This is a genomic window from Acidaminobacterium chupaoyuni (assembly GCF_047936785.1).
In the GTDB taxonomy this organism is placed as follows: domain Bacteria; phylum Bacillota; class Clostridia; order Oscillospirales; family Butyricicoccaceae; genus Acidaminobacterium; species Acidaminobacterium chupaoyuni.
Genome location: NZ_CP176394.1, coordinates 1018951 through 1042011, shown reverse-complemented (window position 1 = coordinate 1042011; position 23061 = coordinate 1018951). Strand labels below are relative to the sequence as shown.

20 protein-coding genes, 4 tRNA genes, 2 rRNA genes and 1 riboswitch are annotated in these 23061 nt (G+C 50.2%); of the genes, 3 read left to right on the top strand and 23 right to left on the bottom strand.

The features are described from left to right. Positions 1-12 precede the first annotated feature (12 nt). The 9 genes from grdB to yedE form a co-directional block, all read right to left on the bottom strand. On the bottom strand, positions 13-1317 hold the full coding sequence (gene grdB, locus ACJA3I_RS04930) for a glycine reductase complex selenoprotein B (protein ID WP_458863651.1): 1305 nt from the start codon (positions 1315-1317) through the stop codon (positions 13-15). 19 nt (positions 1318-1336) lie between these two features. Continuing rightward, positions 1337-2617, bottom strand: a complete 1281-nt coding sequence (locus ACJA3I_RS04925) for a glycine/sarcosine/betaine reductase component B subunit (protein ID WP_458863650.1) — start codon at positions 2615-2617, stop codon at positions 1337-1339. Positions 2618-2689: 72 nt separating this feature from the next. Further along, positions 2690-3073: a GrdX family protein gene (locus tag ACJA3I_RS04920; RefSeq protein WP_458863649.1), complete on the bottom strand. Its 384-nt coding sequence runs from the start codon at positions 3071-3073 to the stop codon at positions 2690-2692. A gap of 298 nt (positions 3074-3371) precedes the next feature. Continuing rightward, positions 3372-3478, bottom strand: a riboswitch (glycine riboswitch). A 98-nt stretch (positions 3479-3576) separates the two neighbouring features. Continuing rightward, positions 3577-3673 (bottom strand) — tRNA-Sec (locus tag ACJA3I_RS04915). 257 nt (positions 3674-3930) lie between these two features. Then, a complete protein-coding gene (gene selB, locus ACJA3I_RS04910; protein WP_458863648.1) occupies positions 3931-5829 on the bottom strand; it encodes a selenocysteine-specific translation elongation factor in 1899 nt (632 codons plus the stop codon). Between the two features lie 17 nt (positions 5830-5846). Then, on the bottom strand, positions 5847-7241 hold the full coding sequence (gene selA, locus ACJA3I_RS04905) for an L-seryl-tRNA(Sec) selenium transferase (RefSeq protein WP_458863647.1): 1395 nt from the start codon (positions 7239-7241) through the stop codon (positions 5847-5849). A gap of 172 nt (positions 7242-7413) precedes the next feature. Next, on the bottom strand, positions 7414-7650 hold the full coding sequence (locus tag ACJA3I_RS04900; RefSeq protein WP_458863646.1) for a DUF3343 domain-containing protein: 237 nt from the start codon (positions 7648-7650) through the stop codon (positions 7414-7416). 13 nt (positions 7651-7663) lie between these two features. Next, complete coding sequence (locus ACJA3I_RS04895; RefSeq protein WP_458863645.1) at positions 7664-7867, bottom strand: sulfurtransferase TusA family protein; 204 nt, start codon at positions 7865-7867, stop codon at positions 7664-7666. 18 nt (positions 7868-7885) lie between these two features. Further along, positions 7886-8959 carry a YedE family putative selenium transporter gene (gene yedE, locus ACJA3I_RS04890; protein WP_458863644.1) on the bottom strand — a complete coding sequence of 358 codons (1074 nt, stop codon included), beginning with the start codon at positions 8957-8959 and terminating at the stop codon, positions 7886-7888. A 279-nt stretch (positions 8960-9238) separates the two neighbouring features. On the opposite strand from yedE, the gene ACJA3I_RS04885 reads away from it, so the two are divergent. Beyond that, complete coding sequence (locus ACJA3I_RS04885) at positions 9239-10393, top strand: aminotransferase class V-fold PLP-dependent enzyme (RefSeq protein ID WP_458863643.1); 1155 nt, start codon at positions 9239-9241, stop codon at positions 10391-10393. Between the two features lie 62 nt (positions 10394-10455). Here ACJA3I_RS04885 and selD read toward each other — a convergent pair whose 3' ends face one another. Then, on the bottom strand, positions 10456-11496 hold the full coding sequence (selD, locus tag ACJA3I_RS04880) for a selenide, water dikinase SelD (RefSeq protein WP_458863642.1): 1041 nt from the start codon (positions 11494-11496) through the stop codon (positions 10456-10458). A 146-nt stretch (positions 11497-11642) separates the two neighbouring features. Here selD and ACJA3I_RS04875 point away from each other — a divergent pair, with 146 nt between their 5' ends. Continuing rightward, complete coding sequence (locus ACJA3I_RS04875; protein WP_458863641.1) at positions 11643-12548, top strand: selenium metabolism-associated LysR family transcriptional regulator; 906 nt, start codon at positions 11643-11645, stop codon at positions 12546-12548. Positions 12549-12689: 141 nt separating this feature from the next. On the opposite strand, the gene ACJA3I_RS04870 is transcribed toward ACJA3I_RS04875, so the two are convergent. From ACJA3I_RS04870 to ACJA3I_RS04860, 3 genes are all read right to left on the bottom strand, one after another. Beyond that, complete coding sequence (locus ACJA3I_RS04870) at positions 12690-13187, bottom strand: DNA-deoxyinosine glycosylase (protein WP_458863640.1); 498 nt, start codon at positions 13185-13187, stop codon at positions 12690-12692. Next, on the bottom strand, positions 13171-13620 hold the full coding sequence (locus ACJA3I_RS04865; protein WP_458863639.1) for a YaiI/YqxD family protein: 450 nt from the start codon (positions 13618-13620) through the stop codon (positions 13171-13173). Before ACJA3I_RS04865 ends, ACJA3I_RS04870 begins: the two co-directional genes overlap by 17 nt. 101 nt (positions 13621-13721) lie before the next feature. After that, positions 13722-14594: a P-loop NTPase gene (locus ACJA3I_RS04860; protein ID WP_458863638.1), complete on the bottom strand. Its 873-nt coding sequence runs from the start codon at positions 14592-14594 to the stop codon at positions 13722-13724. A gap of 231 nt (positions 14595-14825) precedes the next feature. Between ACJA3I_RS04860 and ACJA3I_RS04855 the strand changes: the two genes are divergently transcribed. Continuing rightward, entirely contained in the window at positions 14826-15644 is an 819-nt protein-coding gene (locus tag ACJA3I_RS04855) for an undecaprenyl-diphosphate phosphatase (RefSeq protein WP_458863637.1), read from the top strand. A 73-nt stretch (positions 15645-15717) separates the two neighbouring features. On the opposite strand, the gene ACJA3I_RS04850 is transcribed toward ACJA3I_RS04855, so the two are convergent. The 10 genes from ACJA3I_RS04850 to ACJA3I_RS04805 form a co-directional block, all read right to left on the bottom strand. Further along, entirely contained in the window at positions 15718-16449 is a 732-nt protein-coding gene (locus ACJA3I_RS04850) for an NAD-dependent protein deacylase (protein ID WP_458863636.1), read from the bottom strand. A gap of 51 nt (positions 16450-16500) precedes the next feature. Next, entirely contained in the window at positions 16501-16827 is a 327-nt protein-coding gene (locus ACJA3I_RS04845; RefSeq protein WP_458863635.1) for a hypothetical protein, read from the bottom strand. Positions 16828-16979: 152 nt separating this feature from the next. Next, the gene (locus tag ACJA3I_RS04840) at positions 16980-17540 is read right to left on the bottom strand and encodes a GNAT family N-acetyltransferase (protein WP_458863634.1); all 561 of its coding nucleotides are present in this window, start codon (positions 17538-17540) and stop codon (positions 16980-16982) included. A 169-nt stretch (positions 17541-17709) separates the two neighbouring features. Next, positions 17710-18255 carry a GNAT family N-acetyltransferase gene (locus ACJA3I_RS04835; protein WP_458863633.1) on the bottom strand — a complete coding sequence of 182 codons (546 nt, stop codon included), beginning with the start codon at positions 18253-18255 and terminating at the stop codon, positions 17710-17712. A gap of 322 nt (positions 18256-18577) precedes the next feature. Next, on the bottom strand, positions 18578-19228 hold the full coding sequence (locus tag ACJA3I_RS04830; protein ID WP_458863632.1) for an HD domain-containing protein: 651 nt from the start codon (positions 19226-19228) through the stop codon (positions 18578-18580). A gap of 376 nt (positions 19229-19604) precedes the next feature. Then, positions 19605-19696, bottom strand: a tRNA-Ser gene (locus ACJA3I_RS04825). 86 nt (positions 19697-19782) lie between these two features. Further along, positions 19783-19859 (bottom strand) — tRNA-Ile (locus ACJA3I_RS04820). 54 nt (positions 19860-19913) lie between these two features. Then, positions 19914-19989: transfer RNA gene (locus ACJA3I_RS04815), tRNA-Asn, on the bottom strand. A gap of 10 nt (positions 19990-19999) precedes the next feature. Further along, a 5S ribosomal RNA gene (gene rrf, locus ACJA3I_RS04810) occupies positions 20000-20116 on the bottom strand. An 87-nt stretch (positions 20117-20203) separates the two neighbouring features. Next, positions 20204-23047, bottom strand: a 23S ribosomal RNA gene (locus tag ACJA3I_RS04805). Between the last annotated feature and the right edge of the window lie 14 nt (positions 23048-23061).

Genomic DNA, 23061 nt, shown 5'->3' with positions numbered 1-23061 from the left:
ACTCCTAAAAGTTTATTCGAAGATTGTCTGCTCGGTGACTTCGGTTTCCAGAGCTTTGATGGCTTTGTCGACCAGATGACGGCGCAGGACTTTCTCTTCTGCATGTGTCAGAGCGGGGTTGCCCAGAGGATGGGGGATAGCAATTGTCGGAACGATTCTGTTCGCGCCAACTGTCATCGAGATAGGTGTAACTGTGCACATATGCACAACAGGAATGCCGGCTCTTTCAATTTCTTTAACCAGCGTTGCACCGCAACGCGTGCAGGTTCCTCACGTGGAGGTCAGAATTACGGCGTCAACACCGTCAGCCTTCAGTTCCTTAGAGAATTCTTCAGCAAATTTCTTTGCGCTTGCAACAGCTGTGCCGTTACCAACAGTGGTGTAGAAATAACGATGCAGCTTGCCGATAACGCCTTCTTTTTCCAGATCGCGCATGACATCAACAGGCAGAACGCGGTCGGCATCTTCGTTGGCATAAGTCGGGTCATAGCCGCCGTGAGCTGTTTCATATGTGTCAGCGGTCAGATCCATAACGCCTTCGATATCATACTTGCCATAATGGGAAGCAGAAGAAGATTCGATATGATCGGGGTTGCCCTTCGGAACGATACCGCCGGAAGTAACCAGAGCGACCTTTGCGTGAGCCATATCCTTAACAGCAGGATTGGGAGCAACGCGGTCGAAGGAAGGCATGGGGAATTCTGTTGTGAATTCTTTGCCGGCCAGCTTCTTGATCATCATATCAACAGCGCGCTTGGAACCTCTTTCTTTTTCGAAGAAGTTTACGCGGATGCCGTTGGGCATATAGTTGTCTTCAGCAGAGGACAGGATCTGCTCGCCCTTTGCCAGTTTCAGAGCAAGAGGAGCCATCTTTGCAACAGCATCTCTCATGCCGGCAGAGCTGTTCTTTGTAGGAACGATATAAACTTCCTTCGCAGCGTCTGCGCCGGGGTTTTCTTTATACATACCGGTCAGAACGGGGATACCCAGTTCTTTCTTAACAGCCTTTGTGATTTCGCCGCAGGCAAAACCATAACGGCCGGCGTTAAAAGCAGGGCCAGCCAGGAACAGATCGGGCTTTTCTTCCTTCACCATTTCCAGGACAGCAGCAACAGCTTCTTTTGTGTGTTCGCCGATATAAGAGTCGCCGCAGATGATTGTGGCAACGATTTCAGCTTCTTCGCCGAAAGCATTCTTAAATGCCAGGCCGGGGCCTACGATGCCAGCTCTTTTTTCAGGCTTATAGTCAGCCATTTCTTCGCCGCCGATGTTCGCGAAGAACTGATTGATATAATGAACGACTTTAATTTTGCTCATTTTCGTATCCTCCTCTCTCTTATCTTGCGCTCAGCTTGTTGAAGCCGAGTTCGTTTGTAGCGCCAGTGATGACCTGCAGTTCGGCATCGATGCTGCCGTCTTTGTTCAGGCTGCCTTCATGGCCGCCGGCGATGATGTTTGCGGTTTCGGGATAACCGATAACTTTGTCCATTGCGGGCAGATGGATGACCATGTTGGCATTGCCGCCGGTAACAACAGCATCAGCCAGAGGATCAGCATCAGCCAAAGACTGGGATTTACCATCCTGGCCGGCATATTCGTCGGTGATGATAACAGTCTTAACGCCCTGCAGTTCGATCTTCTTGCAGTTCATGATCAGGTCGGTGTCGGGGTTGCCAAAGCCTTCCTGCGAAACAACGGCGCCATCCAGATCCAGCAGACGGCACAGCTTAGCTGTCCAGTCGGAAGAACGCTGTTTGTCGGCCAGATAGACATTTTCGTTTGTCAGGATCATGCAGACAAAGTTCAATGTTTTGCCGTGCTGTTCGAACAGATCAGCAACAACGGGGTTGTTCAGGTGATGGTATGTGGTGTTCTTATCGCAAGCGGATACGCAGTTGCCGCTCAGGATCGCACCATCCATGCCTTCTGTGGGGTTCATGATGGTGGTCAGAGTTCTCTTTGCATCAACGCCGTAAACATAGGTGTCATGCATCAGGCCCTGGCTCTGCAGCATCTGAACATAAGCCACGCGGGGCAGGTTGGGATATTTTTCAATGCCTTCTTTGAGGCCGGGGGTTTCGAACACTTTCACTTCGTCAGGAGTGATGTTCTTGGCCAGGTTGCCCAGGAAAGTAGCTGTCTTCAGGCCAGCCATACGAACGGATTTTTCATGCTCGTGGCGTTCCAGGTTGTCGATGGGTTCGCAAACCAGCACCAGGTTGTTCAGAGCGGAGAACGGTGTGTATTTCGCGCCTTCGCCGCACATATCAATGATGCCTTCCTGGAAAGCAACGATCTTGCCGGTTGTAACAACGGCAGAACCCTTCAAGACATTGGTCTTGCCGGAGCCGACTGTATCAACCTTAGCGATGACGCCGGGGAACATGCCGCCGGGGCCTTCTACCTTGCAGCGGGGTTCGATAACATCCTTAACGGGCATAATGCGAACACTCTCGCCGGGTTTTGCGATTTCCAATTCAACTGCTTTGATATTCTCGTCTTCCAGAACCAGGTTTTTGATGTCTTCTTTATTGACATAAAGAACACCCTTCTCAACCTTGGATTCGCTGGCGAACTGAATATCGTGGATATTTACGTATCCAAGTTCCAGTTTCAATGTGAGCACCTCCATAAATTAATTGTATATCATTTTCTACTTGTAGAAATTGATGACAAAATGAGTGAAAGGTTATTGCGCGATCGCCGAAGCCATGGCGTTATCGATCAGGCTGCAATCGATGGCGCTGAAATCATCCAGAATTTCGTCTGTCATCACAGCGAATTTCGATTTCCCGAATTTTCGGCAGGTGACGATGGATTCTTCGATGATCCTCAAGGATTCCGCATCAAGAGATTTTTTCTGTTTGGTGATGAGAATAGATTTAAACGGCGTTTCATTGGGTTTGACGCTGCCGGAAAGCGGATGTGTCAGCAGTTTGTGGCCGCTGTGGATCTTATCGCGAACGATCGTCAGAACATCGATATATTTAACATCGTGGTATTCTACCTCATATTCGGCGGAATATTTATCAGCCACGCGTTTATTGTTCGTAACAATCACAAAGTTTGCCATCATGCTCTCCCATGTTCTTTATTGTTTTCCCCGATGGAAATCATTGCTTTTATTTATTCCATCTATAAGACCGTTCTTTTTAACCTATTCTGTCATTATGATACACTAAATCGCCTTTAAAAGCAAGGCAAAAGGATGAAATTTAACAGGTTATCCCCACAAATTTAAACAAATAAAAAAGCGACTTATTCTCTGCAGGAATTGCAGAAAATATCGTCGCTCGTCTCCGTTTTTTTGCCTGAGAGATTCCGGCTGTTCGCCGTTGCTCCTTGGGCGCCTTGTTTGGCTTTTCAGAGTGCGGTCCGCTTCGGTCCTTTTGCCTGAAAGTTTCATAGCAGCTTTGACGAAGCAGCTACTTGCATCTTCGGCGCTATCCTGTTTGATAGTCTCTCCCGACAGGTTTCATCCCGCTTATTCAGTTCGTTTATATTTTAACACAAACTTATGAAAAGTAAAGCTATATTTCAGGATTGTATTTATCGGTTTTATCAATAAAGGAAAGTTGGCGGGAGTATGTGGGAATCGAACCCACCTAAGAAGCTATTAACCCCTATTACTGGTTTTGAAGACCAGAGGGCACACCAGCACCCATCTACTCCCATATACAAGTATACAGTAAGCATTTCGCTCAAAGCGTAATTATTCTATCATAGCATCTGTCGTTTTGCAACACTTTTATCCGGCTTTCCGGCGCTGTTCGCCCTTCTCTGCCGATTTTCGCTGTTTTTCGCAAATTATTGAAAGATTTATCGCATTTTTTGGATAGTTTCCTGATTTTTTTCAAAAGTCTTCTTTTCTGCGTGAAAAAGGCGAAAAGAAGCAGATTCTTTTCGCCTTTTCGCAATTCACGGAGTGAATTATATGACAACGCGGGCGTCGCCCACTTTTTTGGTGATCTTTTCACGATCCAGCGTTTCCAGAATGGTGATGGCATATTTGCGCGAGGTTCCCAGCAGATCGCGCACTTCCGCCAGCGTGATCTGGCCCTTTTCCCGGGCCGTCTGGCAGATCAGCGCCACGGCCCTGTCATAATGCTGACGGTGGAAGCAGATCTGCGCATCCATGCGCACCAGTGTTTTATCGCCCACCAGAGCTGAATGCACCTGCTGCGCTTTTTTCTGGTCGCGCCCCATCTGGGCCAAAACCTCTTCGGTGGCGGGGGGCGCATATCCCCCGTCAAGATAGATCTTTTCCATCTCTTTCATCATGCGGGCGGTTTCATCATCCAGCCTGACGGTGAATTTATAAAGAGAGGCGTTTCCGTTGACGAACTTGATGCGCTGCACCTTTTCAAAATAGGCCAGCATGCCGTCGGCCACGGCCTGTTCCTGCTGGGGCAGGAACCGCGAGCGCAGTTCTTCTTTTTTCATGCCCTCTTTCAAGGGGTTGGCGGTGTGGAACTCTCTGAGAAGGTTGCTCAGCCGCTTGCCCTGTTTTTCGGCAAATTCCTGATGCAGGTAAAGATCCGGCGTGATTTTCACAAGCTTTTCTTCCCCCACCAGCTCTTCGGCCAGAGCAACGGCTTTTTCTTTCGAAAAGCCCATCTGCACGGCGATGAACGAAAGCGGATGATATTGCTTGCTGCCTTCTTTTATGGCCTGCTCCAGTTTTTGCTTCTCGTCGCCGGTTTCAAGAATTTTCAGCCCTTCAATCACATCTTCTTCTTCGCGCTTATGTTTTTCGGGGAAGGGGTTCAAAACCACGCCGCCGCCCACGGTTTCCAGGGGCGAATAAAAGCGAACAACAAAATGATCCCCCGCCTTCAGCGCCACTTTTTCTTCCAGGCGCAGCTGCGCATAGCAGCTTTCGCCGGCCCCCAGCTGGTCTTTTTCCAGCAATACGGCTTTGCAGAGCACTTCGCGGGAACCATAATATAAATGAAGCCGGGTAGTGTTTTTAATCACGCGCTGGGCGTCTTTCAAGACATTCAGCCTGACATCCACCATCATCGAAGCATGCATGCTGTTCATGGCCGCCACCACATCGCCGCGCTCGATATCGCTTTTTTTCAGGTTGGAAAAATTCACGGCGACGCGCTGGCCGGCATAAGCGGTTTTCACGCTTTGCGAATGCACCTGGATATTGCGCACTTTGCCGATCTTTTCGCCGGGATACAGCATCACTTCTTCGCCTTCGGAAAGCTTGCCTTCGATCATGGTGCCGGTGATCACCGTGCCGAAACCTTCCATCGAAAACACACGATCCACGGGGATGCGGAAAGGCGTTTCCGTTTTTTTATCGCCCACCAGAGCCACCTGACGATAAATTTCCTGTTTCAGTTCTTCGATGCCCTTTCCGGTATAAGAGGAAACGGGCATGATGGGGGCATTTTCCAAAAAGGTGCCTTTCACCTGCGCGCGGATATCTTCCTGCACCAGTTCGCACCAATCCTCATCCACCATATCAATTTTCGTCATCACGATGATGCCTCTTTTGATTTCCAAAAGAGATAAAATGCCCAGATGTTCAATGGTCTGCGGCATGACCCCCTCATCCGCCGCAACGATCAGCAGGGCAAGATCGATGCCGCCCGCGCCCGCCAGCATATTGCGGATAAATTTTTCATGCCCGGGCACATCGATGATCCCCGCGCGCTGCCCATCGGGAAGATCCAGATACGCAAACCCCAGTTCAATGGTGATGCCGCGCTTTTTTTCTTCACTGAGGCGGTCTGTTTCAAAGCCTGTCAGGGCGCGGATCAGGCAGGTTTTGCCGTGATCCACATGGCCGGCCGTGCCGATAATGATATGATTCATGCTTGTTCCTCCGTTGCTCAGCGGTGTAAAATTTCATCGAAACATTCTGCCAGATAGGCAAAATGTTTGTCATCCACCGTGCGCATATCCAGCAGCAGCCGTTCTTTCGAAATGCGGGCGATCACAGGAACGCGGCATTCTCTCAGGCGTTTTTCCAGTTCATCGGGCGACATCGCATCACAGGTGATGGCCACCGCCGCTGTTTTGATCATTTGGGTGGGCACGCTGCCCCCGCCCACCTGGCCTTCTTCTTCCGAAACCGCGCAGCGCAGCTCGGGGCATTTGGCGTTCAGTCGGCGGATAAGCCGGCGGCATTTTCCTTTCAGCTCTTCCATGGTCAGCGAAAGCATCCGATAGGTAGGAATTTTTTTCATCACCTGCTCGGGGTCGAGATAAATGCGCAGCGTGGCTTCCAGCGCCGCCAGAGTCAGTTTATCGATGCGCAGCGCGCGGGTCAGCGGGTTCTTTTTCATGGCCGCGATCCATTCTTTTTTGCCGATGATGATGCCCGCCTGAGGGCCGCCCAAAAGCTTATCGCCGCTGAAGCTGATCACATCCGCATCGGCGCTCATAGCCTGTGTGACCGTGGGTTCATCATAGATGCCCAGCGGGGCCAGGCTTTCCAGCGCGCCGCTTCCCAGATCGAAGATCACGGGGATATGATGCGCTCTGCCGATCTCCACCAGTTGTTCCAGCGAAACTTCTTCGGTGAAGCCCAAAATCTTATAGTTGCTGGTATGCACTTTCAAAAGCGCCGCTGTCTGGTCATCGATGGCGGCGATGTAATCTTCGGGATGTGTCTTGTTGGTGGTGCCCACCTCGCGCAAAGTGGAATTGCTCTGTTCCATGATCTCGGGCACACGGAAAGACCCGCCGATCTCTACCAGTTCCCCGCGTGAAACCACAACGGCCCGGTCTTTTGCCATGGCGCCCAGAATCAGCATCACGGCGGCGGCGTTGTTGTTCACCACCATGGCGGCTTCGGCGCCGGTCAGGCGGCAGATCAATTCTTCCACATGGTCATAACGGCTGCCGCGGCGGCCGATCTCACAGTTATATTCCAGCGTATTATAGTTTTCCGCCACTTCCATGGCCGCCACAGCGGCTTCATGGCTCATCACGGCGCGCCCCAGATTGGTGTGCAGAACGATGCCGGTGGCGTTGATCACGGGGCGCAGGCTCATGCGGCTGTTTTCTTCGGCCAGATGAAGCGATTTTTTCAAAACCGCCTGCCGTGTCACTTCGGGCGAACCGCCGTTCAAAATCTCTTCGCGCAGCTGCTGGGTCACGGCGCGCACAGCCTCGGTGACCGTGGTGCGATTGCCTTTTTCCAAAAGCTTCTGCGCTTCTTTGGTCGCCAACACTTCATCCACTTTCGGAATTTTCCTCAAAAGTTCTTTTTTGATTTCCATATAACTCCCCCGCCAGTTCCTATTTTATAGTGCATGGCCTGTTTTCTTTTTGATGGTGCTTCGTTTCGGTTTTTCTTCTGCCGAAACCATAGTATAACCGATTATACACCAAAAGGCTTGATGCTTGCAACGCAAAAGAGAGGATAGGGCGGCCCCATCCTCTCTTTTTTCATCAATCGCCCTGGAACAGCAGCCGATGGCCGCCGTTTTCTTCCAGATACACAGCTTCCAGATCTTCTGCGCCGCGCGCTGTTTCGGGGCTGTCCGCTTCAAAGCGAACACAAACGCCGCAGGAAGCACTCAGGCTTCTGGGCACGGGCATCATCTGCGCCGCGGCCCCCGCTTTTTTTAATTTTCGCTGCATGGTCATTGCGCCGAAATGCGTGTGAAAGGTGGCAACATAGATCAAACGAATCTCTCTCCTATCCGATAACGATTTCGAAATCTTCGCCCTTTTTAGAAACTTTGACGCTCAGTTTTTTATTGGTGGCAAAGCGTGTGATGTTATCCACGGCCACTTGGTTATCCACCAGCACGGTGGCCTTGTTGCCGTTTTTGCTCAGCGCGTTCTTTGTCATGATCACGGGTTCGGGGCAAGAGCGGCCTCTTGCATCTACTGTATTCATTTTTCAGCCCTCCGTCAACTAATCTTTTTGTTTTTGAAGATTCATCAAGCCGATCACTGCTGTAATAATCAAACCGATCACCACGGCGATCTTGCCGTTGGGGGTGGGGCCTGCGCCCGAAGCCGCCAGTTTGAAGTTATGGCAGAAAGCAGCGCCCACAGCCAGACCCATCACGGTAACAGCGCTGTCGCCGTTGCCGCTGCCGGCCAGAATCAGCTGGCGCAGCGGGCAGCCGCCCAGCAGCACGCTGGCAAAGCCCACAAGCACCATGCCCAAAGCGTTCCACAAACCATCGGTATGCGCAATGGGTTGGGGTGTTTCGGCGTTGATCATAAAGCCAAGATGGAAATTGCCGGTGATGAGGTTGCCGATCAGCGCGGCAACGATGATGGCAAGGAAGCCATACAGCAGATAGAAATCTTTGAACAGCACAGCGTCACGAATGCCGCCCACCATGCAAAGGCGTGTTTTCTGGGCCAGCGCGCCAACCACCAGGCCGGCGATCAAAGCCATCCAGATGGGTGCGTGCATGGAGCCGGGGCCTTCTTTGCTGAAGAGCAGGATTCCGGGGGCCGCCACCAGCAGCACCAGCAGGAAGATCTGAACGCCGGAAATGGCCAGGCCTTCCAGTTTGCTTTGATCATGGGCACGCTTTAAGCTGAAGCCCTTGGTGAGGAACCAGATGCCGACCAGAATGCCGACAACAAAACCAACCAAACCGACCACTGCGTTAAGATCGCCGCCGGCGATGCGCAAAACCATGCGCAGGGGGCAGCCCAAAAACATCAGCGCGCCGATCATCACGAAAAAGCCCAAAATAAAACGGGTAAAGGGCGCGGAACCGCCCTTGGCGGAAAATTCTTTGCCTGCAACCGACATCAGCAAGGCGCCCAGCACCAAACCGATGATCTCGGGGCGCACATATTGCACCACGCCGGCCTGATGCATCCCCACCGCGCCGACGGTGTCACGGATGAAACAGGCAATGCAGAAGCCCATGTTCTTCGGGTTGCCGTTCGCGACTAAAATGACGGAAATCGCGCCGATCACCAGACCCGTGAGAATCATCCAGAGTGTTTTCTTGTTCTTCATGTCTCTCATTCTCCTTGCAAAATGTGTCTGAATACAATTCAAACCGACAATAGTTTACAGGAAAATGCAGCCATTGTGAAATACTCTTTTCGGATAAATGTAATAAATTTTATAGATTTTATCTATAGCTATAGAGAATATGGTATTTTTATAGTATAATATATCAATACGGCGGATTTTCTCTTTCAGCCGTTTTTCTGCGTTGTTTCGCCGAAGAAAAACAGGCGCAGGCCTTTTGAGTTTTATTTTTCGCCATCAAACAGTATCGGAGGGTTTCTTTTGCAAAGGATCTATTTTGACAATGGCAGCACTTCTTTCCCCAAAGCGCCCGGCGTGGGGGATGCGATCAAAACATTGATCGACACCGGGTGTTATAACATCAACCGCGGCGGTTATGAAGGCGCCTATGAACTGGCGGATATGGTTCTCGACACGCGTGAACAGCTTTGCGAAATGTTCCGCTTCGATCTTTCGCGCAATGTGGTATTCACCCCCAGCATCACCTATTCCCTCAACATGGTCATCAAAGGCCTTTTAAAACCCGGCGATCATGTGATCGTCAGCTCGATGGAGCATAACGGCATGATGCGCCCGCTGACCCAGATGGCCCATCTGGGCGTCACTTTCGATGCCGCTCAGGCCGACAGCCGCGGCGTGCTTGATCCCCAAAAGGTGGAAGAGCTGATTCGCCCCAACACCAAAGCCGTTATGATGCTTCACGCTTCCAACCTCTGCGGCACTTTGCTGCCCATTGCGGAAGTGGGCGAGATCTGCGCCCGCCGCCACCTTAAATTCATCGTTGACAGCGCCCAGACAGCGGGCGTTTTCCCCATCGATATGAAAAAAATGCATATCAATGTTCTCTGCTTCACGGGCCATAAGGGCCTGCGCGGCCCGCAGGGCATCGGCGGTTTTCTGATCGAAGACGACCTCGCCCATCAAATCGAACCCCTCATCAGCGGCGGAACCGGCAGCCGCAGCGACAGCGAAGAAGTGCCCGAATTCATGCCCGATCGTTTTGAAGCCGGCACCATCAACCTGCCGGGCATCGCGGGGCTCCACGCGGCGCTGAATTACCTGAAGACCTATGGCAGCAAAAACATTCTGGCCCGTGAGCTTGCCCTGACACAGCGCTTTTTAGACGGCGCGCTGCGGCTGCCCAACACCCGTGTGGTGGGCAAAACCGATACCCAGGGCCGGGCGGCCATCGTTTCGCTTGATTTTCTCACCCGCGATAATGCCGAGGTTGCCTTCCGCTTAGATCAGGAATATGGCGTGATGACCCGCTGCGGGCTGCATTGCGCGCCCCGCGCCCACCAAACCTTGGGCACCTTTCCCAAAGGCACCGTTCGCTTCTCCTTCAGCCACCATAACACAGAGGAAGAAGTGGATCTTTGCCTGAAAGGGCTGAAATCCATTTTGGAGGAAGCCTGATACCGCCAAGGGAAAACAAAACACGGGGGAACCTTCGGTTCCCCCGTGCCGTCAAAATCAACTTATTTCACGATCAGGCTTTTCCCGCTGTAAGGCAGGACCTGCCCCACGATGCGCGCATCTTCCGTGACCAGCGACAACCGCGAAAGCAGCTCTTTTGCCTTGCTTTCGGGCAAAGAGATCAGCAAACCGCCCGCTGTCTGCGGGTCGGCCAGCACATCGCTCACTTCCAGCGGCACACTGCCCGCCACGGTGATTTTTTCTTCCAGATACCCGCGGTTCGAATAAGCGCCCGAAGGGATGATTCCCTCCCGCGCCAGTTCCAGCGCTGTGGGCACGATGGGCATCTCTTTGGAATAAAGCTCGATGGTTTTTTTGCTGCCGTCGGCCATTTCGAAAGCATGGCCCAGCAGCCCGAACCCCGTCACATCCGTGCAGGCGTTGGCGCCCACCGCCATCATTGCATCACGCGCTTTGGCGTTCAGCGTGGTCATCAGCTGCACCATGCGCTGATAATCGCGGGGGCTGAGCAGATCGGCCTTGGCCGCGGTGGAAAGAATGCCTGTCCCCAGCGCCTTGGTCAAGATCAGCAGATCGCCTTCCCGGCATCCGGAGTTTGTGAGAACATCTTTCGGATGGATGAACCCTGTAACGCAAAGCCCATATTTCGGCTCTTCATCTTCGATGGTATGTCCGCCGGCGATGATGGCCCCCGCTTCTTTCACCTTGCTGTAACCGCCCTGCATGATCTCGCCCATGATTTCGATGGGCAGGCAGGAAGGGAAGCAGATCAGGTTCATGGCGGTGGCGGGTGTGCTGCCCATGGCGTAAACATCGCTCAGCGAATTGGTCGCGGCGATCTGGCCAAAGGTATAAGGATCATCAACGATCGGCGGGAAGAAATCAACGGTCTGCACAATGGCCAGATCGTCACGCACTTTATATACAGCGGCGTCATCGCTGGAATCAAAGCCGACCAAAAGATTCTCGCTTTGAAATTTCGGTAATTTTGAAAGAATGCCACTTAGAGCTCCCGGCCCCAATTTCGAGCCTCAGCCTCCGCTCTTTGTCATTTCGGTCAAGCGTTTGATTTGCTTGCTCATGATGATCCCGCCTTTCCTTGGGTCTATGCGGTAAATATGTCCGCTGAATTTATACCATTTTAGGTACAGTATTATCATAGCGCAAACTTATCAAATGCGCAAGTATGCTTTTTTTCTGCAAAATCCCTTATGAAAGGAACTTTTTTATGCACTTCAAACAACTTGAGGCCTTTGTGAATGTCATCAAATACAAGAGTTTTTCAAAGGCCGCCGAAGAAATCTATCTCTCTCAGCCCACCATCAGCGCCCATATCAGCGCGCTGGAAAACGAATTCGGCACAAAGCTGATCGTTCGTTCCACCAAAGAAGTTTACCCTTCGAAAGCCGGCATGATCTTTTATGAATATGCCAACGAAATGCTGCGCATGCGCGACAAGGCCATCCTTTCGGTGAAAAGCTGCGCCACCGATATCCGCGGCACACTGGAGATCGCAGCCTCCACCGTTCCCTCGCAATATCTGCTGCCCGATGTATTGCCGCACATGGCAAAAGATTATCCCCATCTTTTCTTTTCTTTAAAGCAATATGACAGCCGCGAAGTGGCCAACCACATCATCAACATGGATGCCGAGATCGGCGTTGTGGGCACACAGCTTGAAAAGCCCAAATGCGTTTTCGAACCCTTTGCCAACGACCGTCTGGTGGTCATCACCCCCAACACCGAAAAATTCCGCGCGCTTTCGGGCAGTTTCCCGCTTCAGGTCTTGAAAAAAGAGCCTTTCCTCATGCGTGAATATGGTTCCGGCACCCGCAAAGAAACCGAAGATTCGCTGGTCAACATGGGCGTCGATCCGAAATCGCTGAAGATCCTGGCGCAGATGGACAGCACCGAAAGCATCAAGCAGGCGGTTTCCAAAGGCCTGGGCATCTCCATCATTTCGCGCATTGCCGCCGAAGATTATGCCCGTTTCGGGCTGGTTTTGATGTTCGATCTGAAAAGCGAATTCTTAAACCGCAAATTCTATTTCGTTTATCACAAAGATCGTCCGCTTTCCCCCGCAGCAGAGGCTTTTATGAAATTTGCCCGCGAGTTTTATGCCCCCATTGAATGAAGCGCCTGTGGGGAGGTTCCCTTATTGGCAGGTTCTGCCAAAAGCGCCCCGCGCCGCTTCCTCATTTTTTCACTGTTCCTGTTTAAACATCAAAAATATTTCAAAAGAAGCTTGTCTTTGTTTCAAGACAAGCTTCTTTTTTTATCTTTTTAAGCCTTCTGAAATTTTCGGCTGCCAGGCTTCTTTCAGGCGCTCAAAGCGCCAGGCGGCGTTGGCCGGGCTGGTGGAGGGCATTTTATAATAGGGCACCGCACAGGGCAGGCAGTATTTTTCAAAAAGCTGAAACGCCTTGCCGCCGTTGATGAGCACCATGCTCACCCTGGTTTGGTCGATCAGCTTTGCAATCGGGTTTACCACCGGGTTGCGGATGCTGCTGTCTGCGGCTCCGTCGATCTCACAGGTCTCCAAAACATCCCAAAGCGCGATATGCGCGTTTTTCAGCAGGCTTTTTTTCTCTTCCACCGTCTGCGGGGCGGCGGCGCCCAAAATTTCGGCCAGCATCGGCCAAAACCTGTTTTGCGGGTGCCCATAATAAAACCCCGAAGCAAAAGAAAGCGGCGATGGAAAACTGCCCAAAATCAAGATCCGGCTGTTTTCATCGGCTTCGGGCGGAAAGGTTTTTTCATCGGTTCGAATCATCTGCCGCCTCCAATAATTCTTCCAGAGCCTGTGTGAAAAGCAGATCCTGCCGGGCGCCGCGCTTTGAAGGGCCTTTTGTGCGCCGCCCCGCGCTTCTTGCCCGCTGGCCGATATGGCGCTCGAACAAAAGCTGATCCATATTGGCCGAGGTAAAGATCAGGCCATCCTGATTCAGCGCCTTGGCCCCGCGCCCCAGAGCCATTGCCGCCACGCCGTAATCCTGCGTCACCACAATATCGCCTGCGCCGATGAGGTTCGCCAGCTTCACATCGGCGCTGTCGCGCCCCTGATCCACCGTAATCACACGGCTGTAACCGTCTTCGATACGGTGGTTCACATCGGTCACCATAATCACCGCGAGCCGGCGCTTTTTTGCCGCTTCCACAATTTGTTTTTTCACCGGGCAGGCATCCGCATCCACATAAACCGTCATTTTGTTCCCTCTGAATCACAAAACGCGGTTCCCCAAAAAGAAACCGCGTTTTCTCTGTTTTGTTTTTTCTCTTTTGAAAAGTCTGCGTCACAGCAAGAAAATTATTCGTTATATTCCAGTTCTTCTGTCTTATCCCACAAAAACTCTTCGATCTTTTCCAGGCTTTCCACAGCGCGATCCATCCAGTTGACCTGAACTTCTTCGATTTTGCCGGCGTCGCAAAGGGCGGCCACGGCGGGATCGATGGGCATTTGGGCCAACAGCGGCAAACCTTCATCCGCCGCTGCCTGCGCGGTTTTGCTTTCGCCGTAAAGCAGGATCTTTTTGCCGCAATCGGGGCATTCCACATAGCTCATGTTTTCTACCACGCCCAAAACGGGAATGTTCATCAGCTGCGCCATTTTCAGCGCTTTGCCCACGATCATCGAAACCAGTTCCTGGGGCGAAGTCACCACAATAATGGCATCCACGGGCAGCGATTGGAACACCGTCAGCGGCACATCGCCTGTGCCCGGAGGCATATCCACAAACATATAATCCACATCGTTCCAGATCACATCGCTCCAGAACTGTTTCACCGTGGTGGCGATCACCGGCCCGCGCCACACGACAGGGTCGGTCTCGTTTTCCAGCAGCAGGTTGATAGACATCACTTCTGTGCCGTTTTTTGTCACCGCGGGCAAAATGCCATCGCCGTTGCCGCGGGCTTTTTCATGGATGCCGAATGCCTTGGGGATGGAAGGGCCTGTGATATCGGCATCTAAAATGGCTGTTTTATGGCCTCTGCGCTGCATTTCGACCGCCAGAAGCGAGGTCACCAAAGATTTGCCCACGCCGCCTTTGCCGCTGACAACGCCGATCACTTTTTTCACATGGCTGCCGGGGTGGGGCTTTTCCGTCATATTCTGTGCCGAAGAACGGCTTGCACAAGCTTCGCCGCAAGTCTCACAGTTATGCGAGCAGGTTTCGCTCATAACTATTTCCTCCTGATTGCTTACACTTAGGGTGTTTTCACGATTCATACCTTTTCTATTATATTCTTTTTTGGGCTTATGTCAATAAATCTTCCGGCATTCCACACGGTTTTACCCCCGCGCTTTTTGGCCTTTTCCCAAAAATACTTTGATATTTTTGTTCTTTTTTATATTCATCTATGCTACAATACATTCGTATGCATTTCATACCAACTATAACGGAGGCAGAATATGAGTGGTTTTTTCGAAATAATTAAAGCCGTGTTTTTCGGCATCATTCAAGGCATCACCGAATGGCTGCCCATCAGCAGCACGGGCCATATGATCCTGTGGAACGAACTTCTGCCGCTGAACTGCACAGAAGCGTTTTGGAACACCTTCCTTGTGGTGATCCAGCTGGGTTCGATTCTGGCTGTCGTGGTGCTTTATTTCCATAAGCTGAACCCCTTTTCACCCCGAAAGAACCCGCAGCAGAAGCGCGCCACATGGGATATCTGGTTCAAAGTCGTGGTGGCCGCGGTTCCCGCCGGTGTGGTAGGCGTGTTGTTCGATGAAAAAATCGAACGCTTCAACACCCCTGTTGTGGTGGCTGCCACCCTTATTCTTTATGGCGTTTTCTTTATTCTGATCGAAAACCGCAAGCGCACCCCGCAAACCGCTTCTGTGGCGCAGCTGTCTTATAAAACCGCTTTTTTGATCGGCGTCTTTCAAATTCTGGCGTTGATCCCCGGCACATCCCGCTCGGGCGCCACCATTCTGGGCGCCATCCTTCTGGGGTGCAGTCGTGTAGCCGCTTCTGAATTTTCGTTCTTTCTGGCCATTCCCATGATGTTCGGCGCAAGCTTTGTCAAGCTTTTGAAGATCGGCTTCTCTTTCAGCGGCCTTGAGCTGGGCGTTTTGCTTACCGGTTCGGTGGTGGCGTTTTTGGTTTCGGTGTTCGCCATCCGTTTTCTGATGAGTTACATCCGCAAGCATGATTTCAAGGTTTTCGGCTGGTATCGCATCGCGCTGGGCATTTTGGTGCTTGGCTATTTCCTGCTTTTTGCCTAACGCTGTTTTCCCGTTATATGAAGAAAGCCTTCGGTCATCATGACCGAAGGCTTTTATTTTGCTTTCGCCCGCTTTACAGAGCATTTACTTTGATTTGTTTCAATACTTCGCCCACCGGCAAAGCAAGGGTCAATTCCGCTTTTTTATCCAAACCAATGGCCGATTTGTTGATGACCACAAGGTGTTTCCCTCTGAAATAATCCACCAGACCGGCCGCGGGATATACCACCAAAGAAGTGCCCGCCACCAGAAGCAGATCGGCCGCGGCGATTTCTTCCACCGCCTGCTGTAAAAGCCCCATATCCAGCCCTTCCTCATAAAGCACCACATCGGGCTTGATGATTCCGCCGCAGCTGCAGCGCGGAATCCCGCGGCTGTTTAAAACATCTTCCATGCTGTATTTTTTCCCACAGCGCATGCAGGTGTTGCGCAACACACTGCCATGCAGCTCTAACACTCGCTCACTGCCGGCTTTCTGATGCAGCCCATCAATATTTTGGGTGATGACGGCGCTCAGGCGATGTGCTCTTTCCAGTTCTGCCAACTTTTTATGCGCCGCGTTGGGCTGCGCCTGCGGAAAGAGCAGCTTTTCACGATAGAAGTCATAAAATTCTTCGGTGTGGCTTTCAAAAAAGCTTCTGCTGATGATCGTTTCAGGCGGATAGCGGTATTTTGTGTGATATAACCCATCCACGCTCCTGAAATCCGGAATCCCGCTTTCTGTGGAGACCCCGGCCCCGCCAAAGAAGACGATTCGCCGGCTTTCATCGATCATCTCTTGAAGCCGCATTATTTTTTCATCCATTTTTTGTCCTCCCCCAAGCGTTTTTTGAGGAACCGGCCTGCGGCTCATTTTTTAACCCACAGCAAACGGCGCCATCACGCTTTTCCCGTTCCCTCTGCGTCTATTATAGTCTTCTTTTCCCTTGGCTGTCCATAGAAGCCCCACCGCATCGACCTTGTATTTCGCGGTTTTACAAGATGTCAAATGCAAAATATTTTGAAAACAAACTAAACTTAAGTAAAAAATTTTGCTAATTCTTCTCGCTCCCGCCGCTGTCTTCCGGTTTACCAAATTTGCCATCAGAAATTTTTTTACCGGTTCAGCGCAAAATTCGTCCGCCGCTGCTTTCTCCCCATCCCGCCGCTGCTTTTTCTTGATTTTTCTCAGCATCTTCTCCAAAAAACCTTTTCGTCAGTTCGTGCTGATATCTTTTCTGTTCCTTCATCCTTTTCACCATTTTCCTCAGGCATTTGATGTTTTTAGGATGCCCTGTTTCTTGACATCGATCATCCCCGGGCAGCTTTAACGCCCTATGGAATTACCCCCATCCATCAAAGCATCACAAAGTATGAATCATATTTTGTGCCGTCATGCCCGATCAGCTTTTCCTCCGAACGGGCAAACCCCATATTTTCTAATGCTTTGATCCGTTCTTCCGCGCCCGCTATTGCTTTTGTTGCAATTTTGTCGCAATGGAACAGTGCATAGGTTGGTTCTATTATCAAGGCCAATATATTTTCTATTTCGCTTGTTTTTTCATAATCGCTTCGCAGATCCAATCTAAGCAAACCGCAATTTGTAAAATAATCATTGGAATCCCGATGAAAAAGTTCGATTGTTCCGATTGCCTGCCCTGATTTTTGTTCCAATATGCTCCAGCGCACGAAGCCCTTCCTGGCATATTCAAAAAGCCAATAATCAATAGCCTTTTCCATTCTTGCTTGATTTTTGTAATAAAAATCATCGCCGCCGCAATTATCGCTGTTGAAGAAAGGCACCGCCGCTTTGTCTGAATAAACTTTTAGCAGATCCAATCGATCCTCTTTGCAAACCAGTCTTAAAAGATACCTCTTGTTTTCAAATTGAGGGCAGTTTTTATAAACATCCGTCATTTCAAAACCTCCAATTTATGGTATGGCAAGCTGCTTTAATTTAACCCCGTATAGCATTTTTTGGAATCAAAAAACACCTGATTTTCACTTGATGGGAAACAGGGTTTGATGCCGAGCCGGCTGTTATCGATGCAGATTTCTTTATTTCAGATTGTGATTTGGTTCATCATTAAATGCTGCCCTTCTCAAAGTCATCCTCTAAAATAGCCATAAAAATTTTGTCGATATACTTTCCATCAATAAAAACCACTTCAGGCAATCTTCCGGTTTCCCGAAACCCTGCTTTTTTATAGCATGCAATCCCCGCAGCATTATCGGCATGCACGGTAAGATTGATGCTGTGCAGATTCATCGTTTTAAAACCATACTTTAAAATCAGTCGAATTGCTTCCGCACCCTTGCCCTTGCCTCTTTGCTCTGCTTCCCCGATGAAGATACCAATAAAAGCATTGCGGTTGAGATGATCGATATTATGAAGACTGATACTTCCGATCAACACATCAGTTTTCAGATCCACGATGGCATAGCGCTGCATATTCTTCGGCGGCTCATAGATCCAGTTCAAATCACTTTTCGATGAAATAGCCTGTGGATATTGACCGAAATCAATCGCAACTGCCGCATCGTTCATCCACTTGATGAAGCTGTCGGCGTCATCTGCATTGATGGGCGATAAATAAATATGTTCGCCCACAATTTTTTTATAATATCTCATTTTTATCCCCCTGCATGCCCTCATTCTTGTTCATATAAAAACCATGTTTTTCCTATTATAGCACAGCGCGCCGCAAAAGAACAACGGCATGATTTCAGTTGATATTTCTATCAACCCAAACCATGCCGTTGTAGGTACATTTGGTAAAGGGTGCTTGTTTTGAGATAAATGATCCCATATTTTGAAAAATGAACCCGCCCGAAAATAGGCGAAGGGCTATATCGATACGGGCGTTGAATGTTTTTGGATTACATAATCGTAGATTATTCCCTTATCAGAATGAAATCTCCGTATACTTCATTTCCATCGTGTTCACTCCTGTTTACAGTATTATTGTACTATTCTCCAACTGTGCTTTCAGCTTTTCGTAGAAGCCAATATAGTAATCCAACCGCTGGAGCCAAAAGGCTTTTGCAGTGGCTGTTCCCAGGTTCATTTCCTTGAGCCGGCTTAGCTTTTCAATGGTGGAGATCACTTTCTCCATCTTGTCTGCCAGACTCATTTCGCTGAATTTAAGGTATTCCAGCGTTTCATAGATTCGGTAGGAATCAAAGCGGTCAATATTATCCGCATCACCCACGGTTTCGCAGAAAGGTGTTCGCTCCCATTCAAAATCTGCTTCATCGTCCACATGGATAGAGATGCCGTAGCATATCTCATTCACAGCACTGTCCGGCAAGCCCAGGCTTGCAAGAAAGGGTCTTGCAATCGCCGCGCTGCGCCGTCCGTGATTCATCCGATCCTCACGGGTCACCATTTCTTCACAGTAGGCAATGTCGTGGAGCAGACCGGCAATCACCGCATAGGTCACATTAAACCCCTCAGCTTCCGCAATTCCCTTTGCGATATTGGCTACCCGGTAGGAATGCTCCAAACGATAGGCACAACCCGCAGGATTGGCCTGTAAATATGTACTTACGGCAAATGTATCCTCCAGAAAGGCTTCTGTCTTTGTAATCATTTCTTTGTTCATAGAATGCTCCATTGCCATTATCCATGTTTTTTTGAATTTCGCCACATATCGGTATATATCATTCATATTTTATCATGTTTTCTGCAACAAATAAAGAACATACACTATGTGTAAACCCATAAGTCAGAGAATTCACGAAAATCAAATGGTTACTACGCCTCAACTGAATAAACAAGAATATCATGCCATTCTTTGAAACCTATAAAAGAAACAAAAGATGATGTAATTATATGAAAAAGTTACGAATTCTTTTTAAATCCTTTCATGCTCCAAACAAAAACCTTTTTCATCCCATCAAAAAACATAGAAAAAACCACAACGGCATAATTTCAGTTAATATTTCTATCAACCCGAACCATGCCGTTGTGGATACATTTGGCGGAGAGAGAGGGATTCGAACCCTCGAGACGCTATTAACGCCTACACGATTTCCAATCGTGCGCCTTCGGCCAGCTCAGCCATCTCTCCAAATCTATTCAGTTAAACATCGCTTAAACAGTATAACAAACATTATGACCCGCGGTCAACACTTTTTTCGCATTTTCGCAAATTTATGGTGGGCCTTCAGGGACTCGAACCCGGGACCGTCCGGTTATGAGCCGGATGCTCTAACCAACTGAGCTAAAGGCCCATTTTACGCCTGAAAATAAATCAGCCGCCGCACTTTCCCATGCGGCGGCTTCTTTGGCTCCTCCTGTCTGGCTCGAACAGACGACCCTGCGGTTAACAGCCGCATGCTCTACCGACTGAGCTAAGGAGGAATATACACAGAGTAAGCGCCATCCTACTTTCCCGGGCCGTCTCCAGCCAAGTATCATCGGCACTGGTGAGCTTAACTTCTGTGTTCGAAATGGGAACAGGTGGACCCTCACCGTTATCAGCACTTACTTTGCGTCTATTCTATTGTGCACAAAAGCACAATGAAAACTGAACAAAGGGAAGAAAGAATGAGAGAAACGAGGTTACCTAATAATTTAGGTCAAGCCCTCGGCCTATTAGTATCAGTCGACTCAATGCATTACTGCACTTACATCTCTGACCTATCAACCACGTAGTCTTCGTGGGGCCTTACTCCTTTCGGATGGGAGATCTAATCTTAGAGTTTGTTTCACGCTTAGATGCCTTCAGCGTTTATCAATTCCGCACATAGCTACCCAGCTATGCCACTGGCGTGACAACTGGTGCACCAGAGGTGCGTCCATCCCGGTCCTCTCGTACTAAGGACAGCTCTCTGCAAATCTCCTACGCCCGCAACAGATAGGGACCGAACTGTCTCACGACGTTCTGAACCCAGCTCGCGTACCACTTTAATCGGCGAACAGCCGAACCCTTGGGACCGAATCCAGCCCCAGGATGTGATGAGCCGACATCGAGGTGCCAAACCTCCCCGTCGATATGGACTCTTGGGGGAGATCAGCCTGTTATCCCCAGGGTAGCTTTTATCCGTTAAGCGATGGCATTTCCACTCACATACCACCGGATCACTAACTCCAACTTTCGTTACTGCTCGACATGTCTGTCTCGCAGTTAGGCTGGCTTTTGCGTTTACACTCTATGCGCGATTTCCGACCGCGCTGAGCCAACCTTTGAGCGCCTCCGTTACTCTTTTGGAGGCGACCGCCCCAGTCAAACTGCCCACCTGACAGTGTCCCCCACCCGGATTCACGGGTGCAGGTTAGAATTCCAATATTTCAAGGGTGGTATCCCAAGGTTGACTCCGCCTGAGCTGGCGCCCAAGTTTCCAAGTCTCCCACCTATCCTGTACATGAAATATCAGAATCCAGTATCAAGCTACAGTAAAGCTCCATGGGGTCTTTCCGTCTAGTTGCGGGTAACTGGCATCTTCACCAGTACTACAATTTCGCCGGGCGGGCTGTCGAGACAGTGCCCAAATCGTTACGCCATTCGTGCGGGTCAGAACTTACCTGACAAGGAATTTCGCTACCTTAGGACCGTTATAGTTACGGCCGCCGTTTACTGGGGCTTCAGATCAAAGCTTCGCTTGCGCTAACCTCTCCTCTTAACCTTCCAGCACCGGGCAGGCGTCAGCCCCTATACGTCATCTTTCGATTTAGCAGAGACCTGTGTTTTTGTTAAACAGTCGCTTGGGCCTTTTCACTGCGGCCACATCGCTGTGGCGACTCTTATCCCGAAGTTACGAGCCAAATTTGCCTAGTTCCTTGACAACCCTTCTCCCGTTGGTCTTAGGATTCTCTCCTCATCTACCTGTGTCGGTTTGCGGTACGGGCGCTTTAGTATTCGCCAGAGCTTTTCTCGCCTCAAGGCATCGCATGCTTCCCTACTTATATTTCGGTCCCTTTCGCCCGGGGCGACCATCGCCCGGGTCATGCTATCCTCAAGTGTCCCTCTGGTTTAAATGTCAGCGGCTACGGAATTTCCACCGTATGTGCATCGACTACGCCTTTCGGCCTCGCCTTAGCTCCCGGCTTACCTTGGGCGGACGAACCTTCCCCAAGAAACCTTAGATTTTCGACCATTATGATTCCCACATAATTCTCGCTACTTATTCCGGCATTCTCACTTCTTAACAGTCCACAAGTGCTTCCGCTCTTGCTTCGCCCCGTTAAGAACGCTCCCCTACCCCTGCATTTACATGCAAGCCCAAGCTTCGGTTTAATGCTTAGCCCCGTTATATCTTCCGCGCAAAGCCACTCGATCAGTGAGCTATTACGCACTCTTTGAATGTGTGGCTGCTTCTAAGCCAACATCCTGATTGTCTGTGCAACTTCACATCGTTTTACACTTAGCATTAATTAGGGACCTTAGCTGTGGATCTGGGCTGTTTCCCTTTTGACCACGAGACTTATCTCACGTAGTCTGACTGCTATGCATCAATTATCCGGCATTCTGAGTTTGATAGGCTTTGGTAACCTCGCGGCCCCTAGACCATTCAGTGCTTTACCTCCGGTAATCTAACATAACGCTAGCCCTAAAGCTATTTCGGGGAGAACCAGCTATCTCCGGGTTCGATTGGAATTTCTCCGCTATCCACAAGTCATCGCCGACTTTTTCAACAGGCGTGCGTTCGGTCCTCCATGGAGTTTTACCTCCACTTCAACCTGCTCATGGATAGGTCACCCGGTTTCGGGTCTATTGCAGCATACTTTGTCGCGCTATTAACACTCGGTTTCCCTTCGGCTCCGGAACTCCAGTTCCTTAACCTCGCATGATACAATAACTCGCCGGACCGTTCTACAAAAAGTACCTCATCACACTTTAACGTGCTTTGAGTGCTTGTAAGCACAAGGTTTCAGGTTCTCTTTCACTCCCCTCCCGGGGTTCTTTTCACCTTTCCCTCACGGTACTGCTCCTCTATCGGTCACTGAGTAGTATTTAGGCTTGGATGGTGGTCCACCCGTCTTCCCACGGCGATTCCTCGTGTCCCGCGGTACTCTGGATACAGCTAGCTCAATCTCAAGTTTCACCTACAAGGCTCTCACTTTGTTTCGCGCGTCTTCCCATACGCTTCGGTTACTCTGATTGATACTTGTTGCTGTCCTAACCCCGGAAATATTGCTACTTCCGGTTTGGCCTCTTCCGCTTTCGCTCGCCACTACTAGCGGAATCTCGTTTGATTTCTCTTCCTCGCCCTACTTAGATGTTTCAGTTCAGGCGGTTCCCCTCGTTAACCTATGGATTCAGTTAACGATCCGCGGGCTTTTCCCGCGGGGGTTTCCCCATTCGGAAATCTACGGATCAATGCTCATTTGCAGCTCCCCGTAGCTTATCGCAGCTTGTCGCGTCCTTCTTCGGCTCTCAGTGCCAAGGCATTCTCCTTGCGCTCTTTCATGCTTGACCAGTCTTGGTTCTCA

Coding starts and splice junctions, on each gene's coding strand:
- ACJA3I_RS04920 (WP_458863649.1), bottom strand. CDS start 3,073: ATGGCAAACTTTGTGATTGTTACGAACAATAAACGCGTGGCTGATAAA.
- selB (WP_458863648.1), bottom strand. CDS start 5,829: ATGAATCATATCATTATCGGCACGGCCGGCCATGTGGATCACGGCAAA.
- selA (WP_458863647.1), bottom strand. CDS start 7,241: ATGGAAATCAAAAAAGAACTTTTGAGGAAAATTCCGAAAGTGGATGAA.
- ACJA3I_RS04895 (WP_458863645.1), bottom strand. CDS start 7,867: ATGAATACAGTAGATGCAAGAGGCCGCTCTTGCCCCGAACCCGTGATC.
- yedE (WP_458863644.1), bottom strand. CDS start 8,959: ATGAAGAACAAGAAAACACTCTGGATGATTCTCACGGGTCTGGTGATC.
- ACJA3I_RS04875 (WP_458863641.1), top strand. CDS start 11,643: ATGCACTTCAAACAACTTGAGGCCTTTGTGAATGTCATCAAATACAAG.
- ACJA3I_RS04870 (WP_458863640.1), bottom strand. CDS start 13,187: ATGATTCGAACCGATGAAAAAACCTTTCCGCCCGAAGCCGATGAAAAC.
- ACJA3I_RS04865 (WP_458863639.1), bottom strand. CDS start 13,620: ATGACGGTTTATGTGGATGCGGATGCCTGCCCGGTGAAAAAACAAATT.
- ACJA3I_RS04860 (WP_458863638.1), bottom strand. CDS start 14,594: ATGAGCGAAACCTGCTCGCATAACTGTGAGACTTGCGGCGAAGCTTGT.
- ACJA3I_RS04855 (WP_458863637.1), top strand. CDS start 14,826: ATGAGTGGTTTTTTCGAAATAATTAAAGCCGTGTTTTTCGGCATCATT.
- ACJA3I_RS04850 (WP_458863636.1), bottom strand. CDS start 16,449: ATGGATGAAAAAATAATGCGGCTTCAAGAGATGATCGATGAAAGCCGG.
- ACJA3I_RS04840 (WP_458863634.1), bottom strand. CDS start 17,540: ATGACGGATGTTTATAAAAACTGCCCTCAATTTGAAAACAAGAGGTAT.
- ACJA3I_RS04835 (WP_458863633.1), bottom strand. CDS start 18,255: ATGAGATATTATAAAAAAATTGTGGGCGAACATATTTATTTATCGCCC.
- ACJA3I_RS04830 (WP_458863632.1), bottom strand. CDS start 19,228: ATGAACAAAGAAATGATTACAAAGACAGAAGCCTTTCTGGAGGATACA.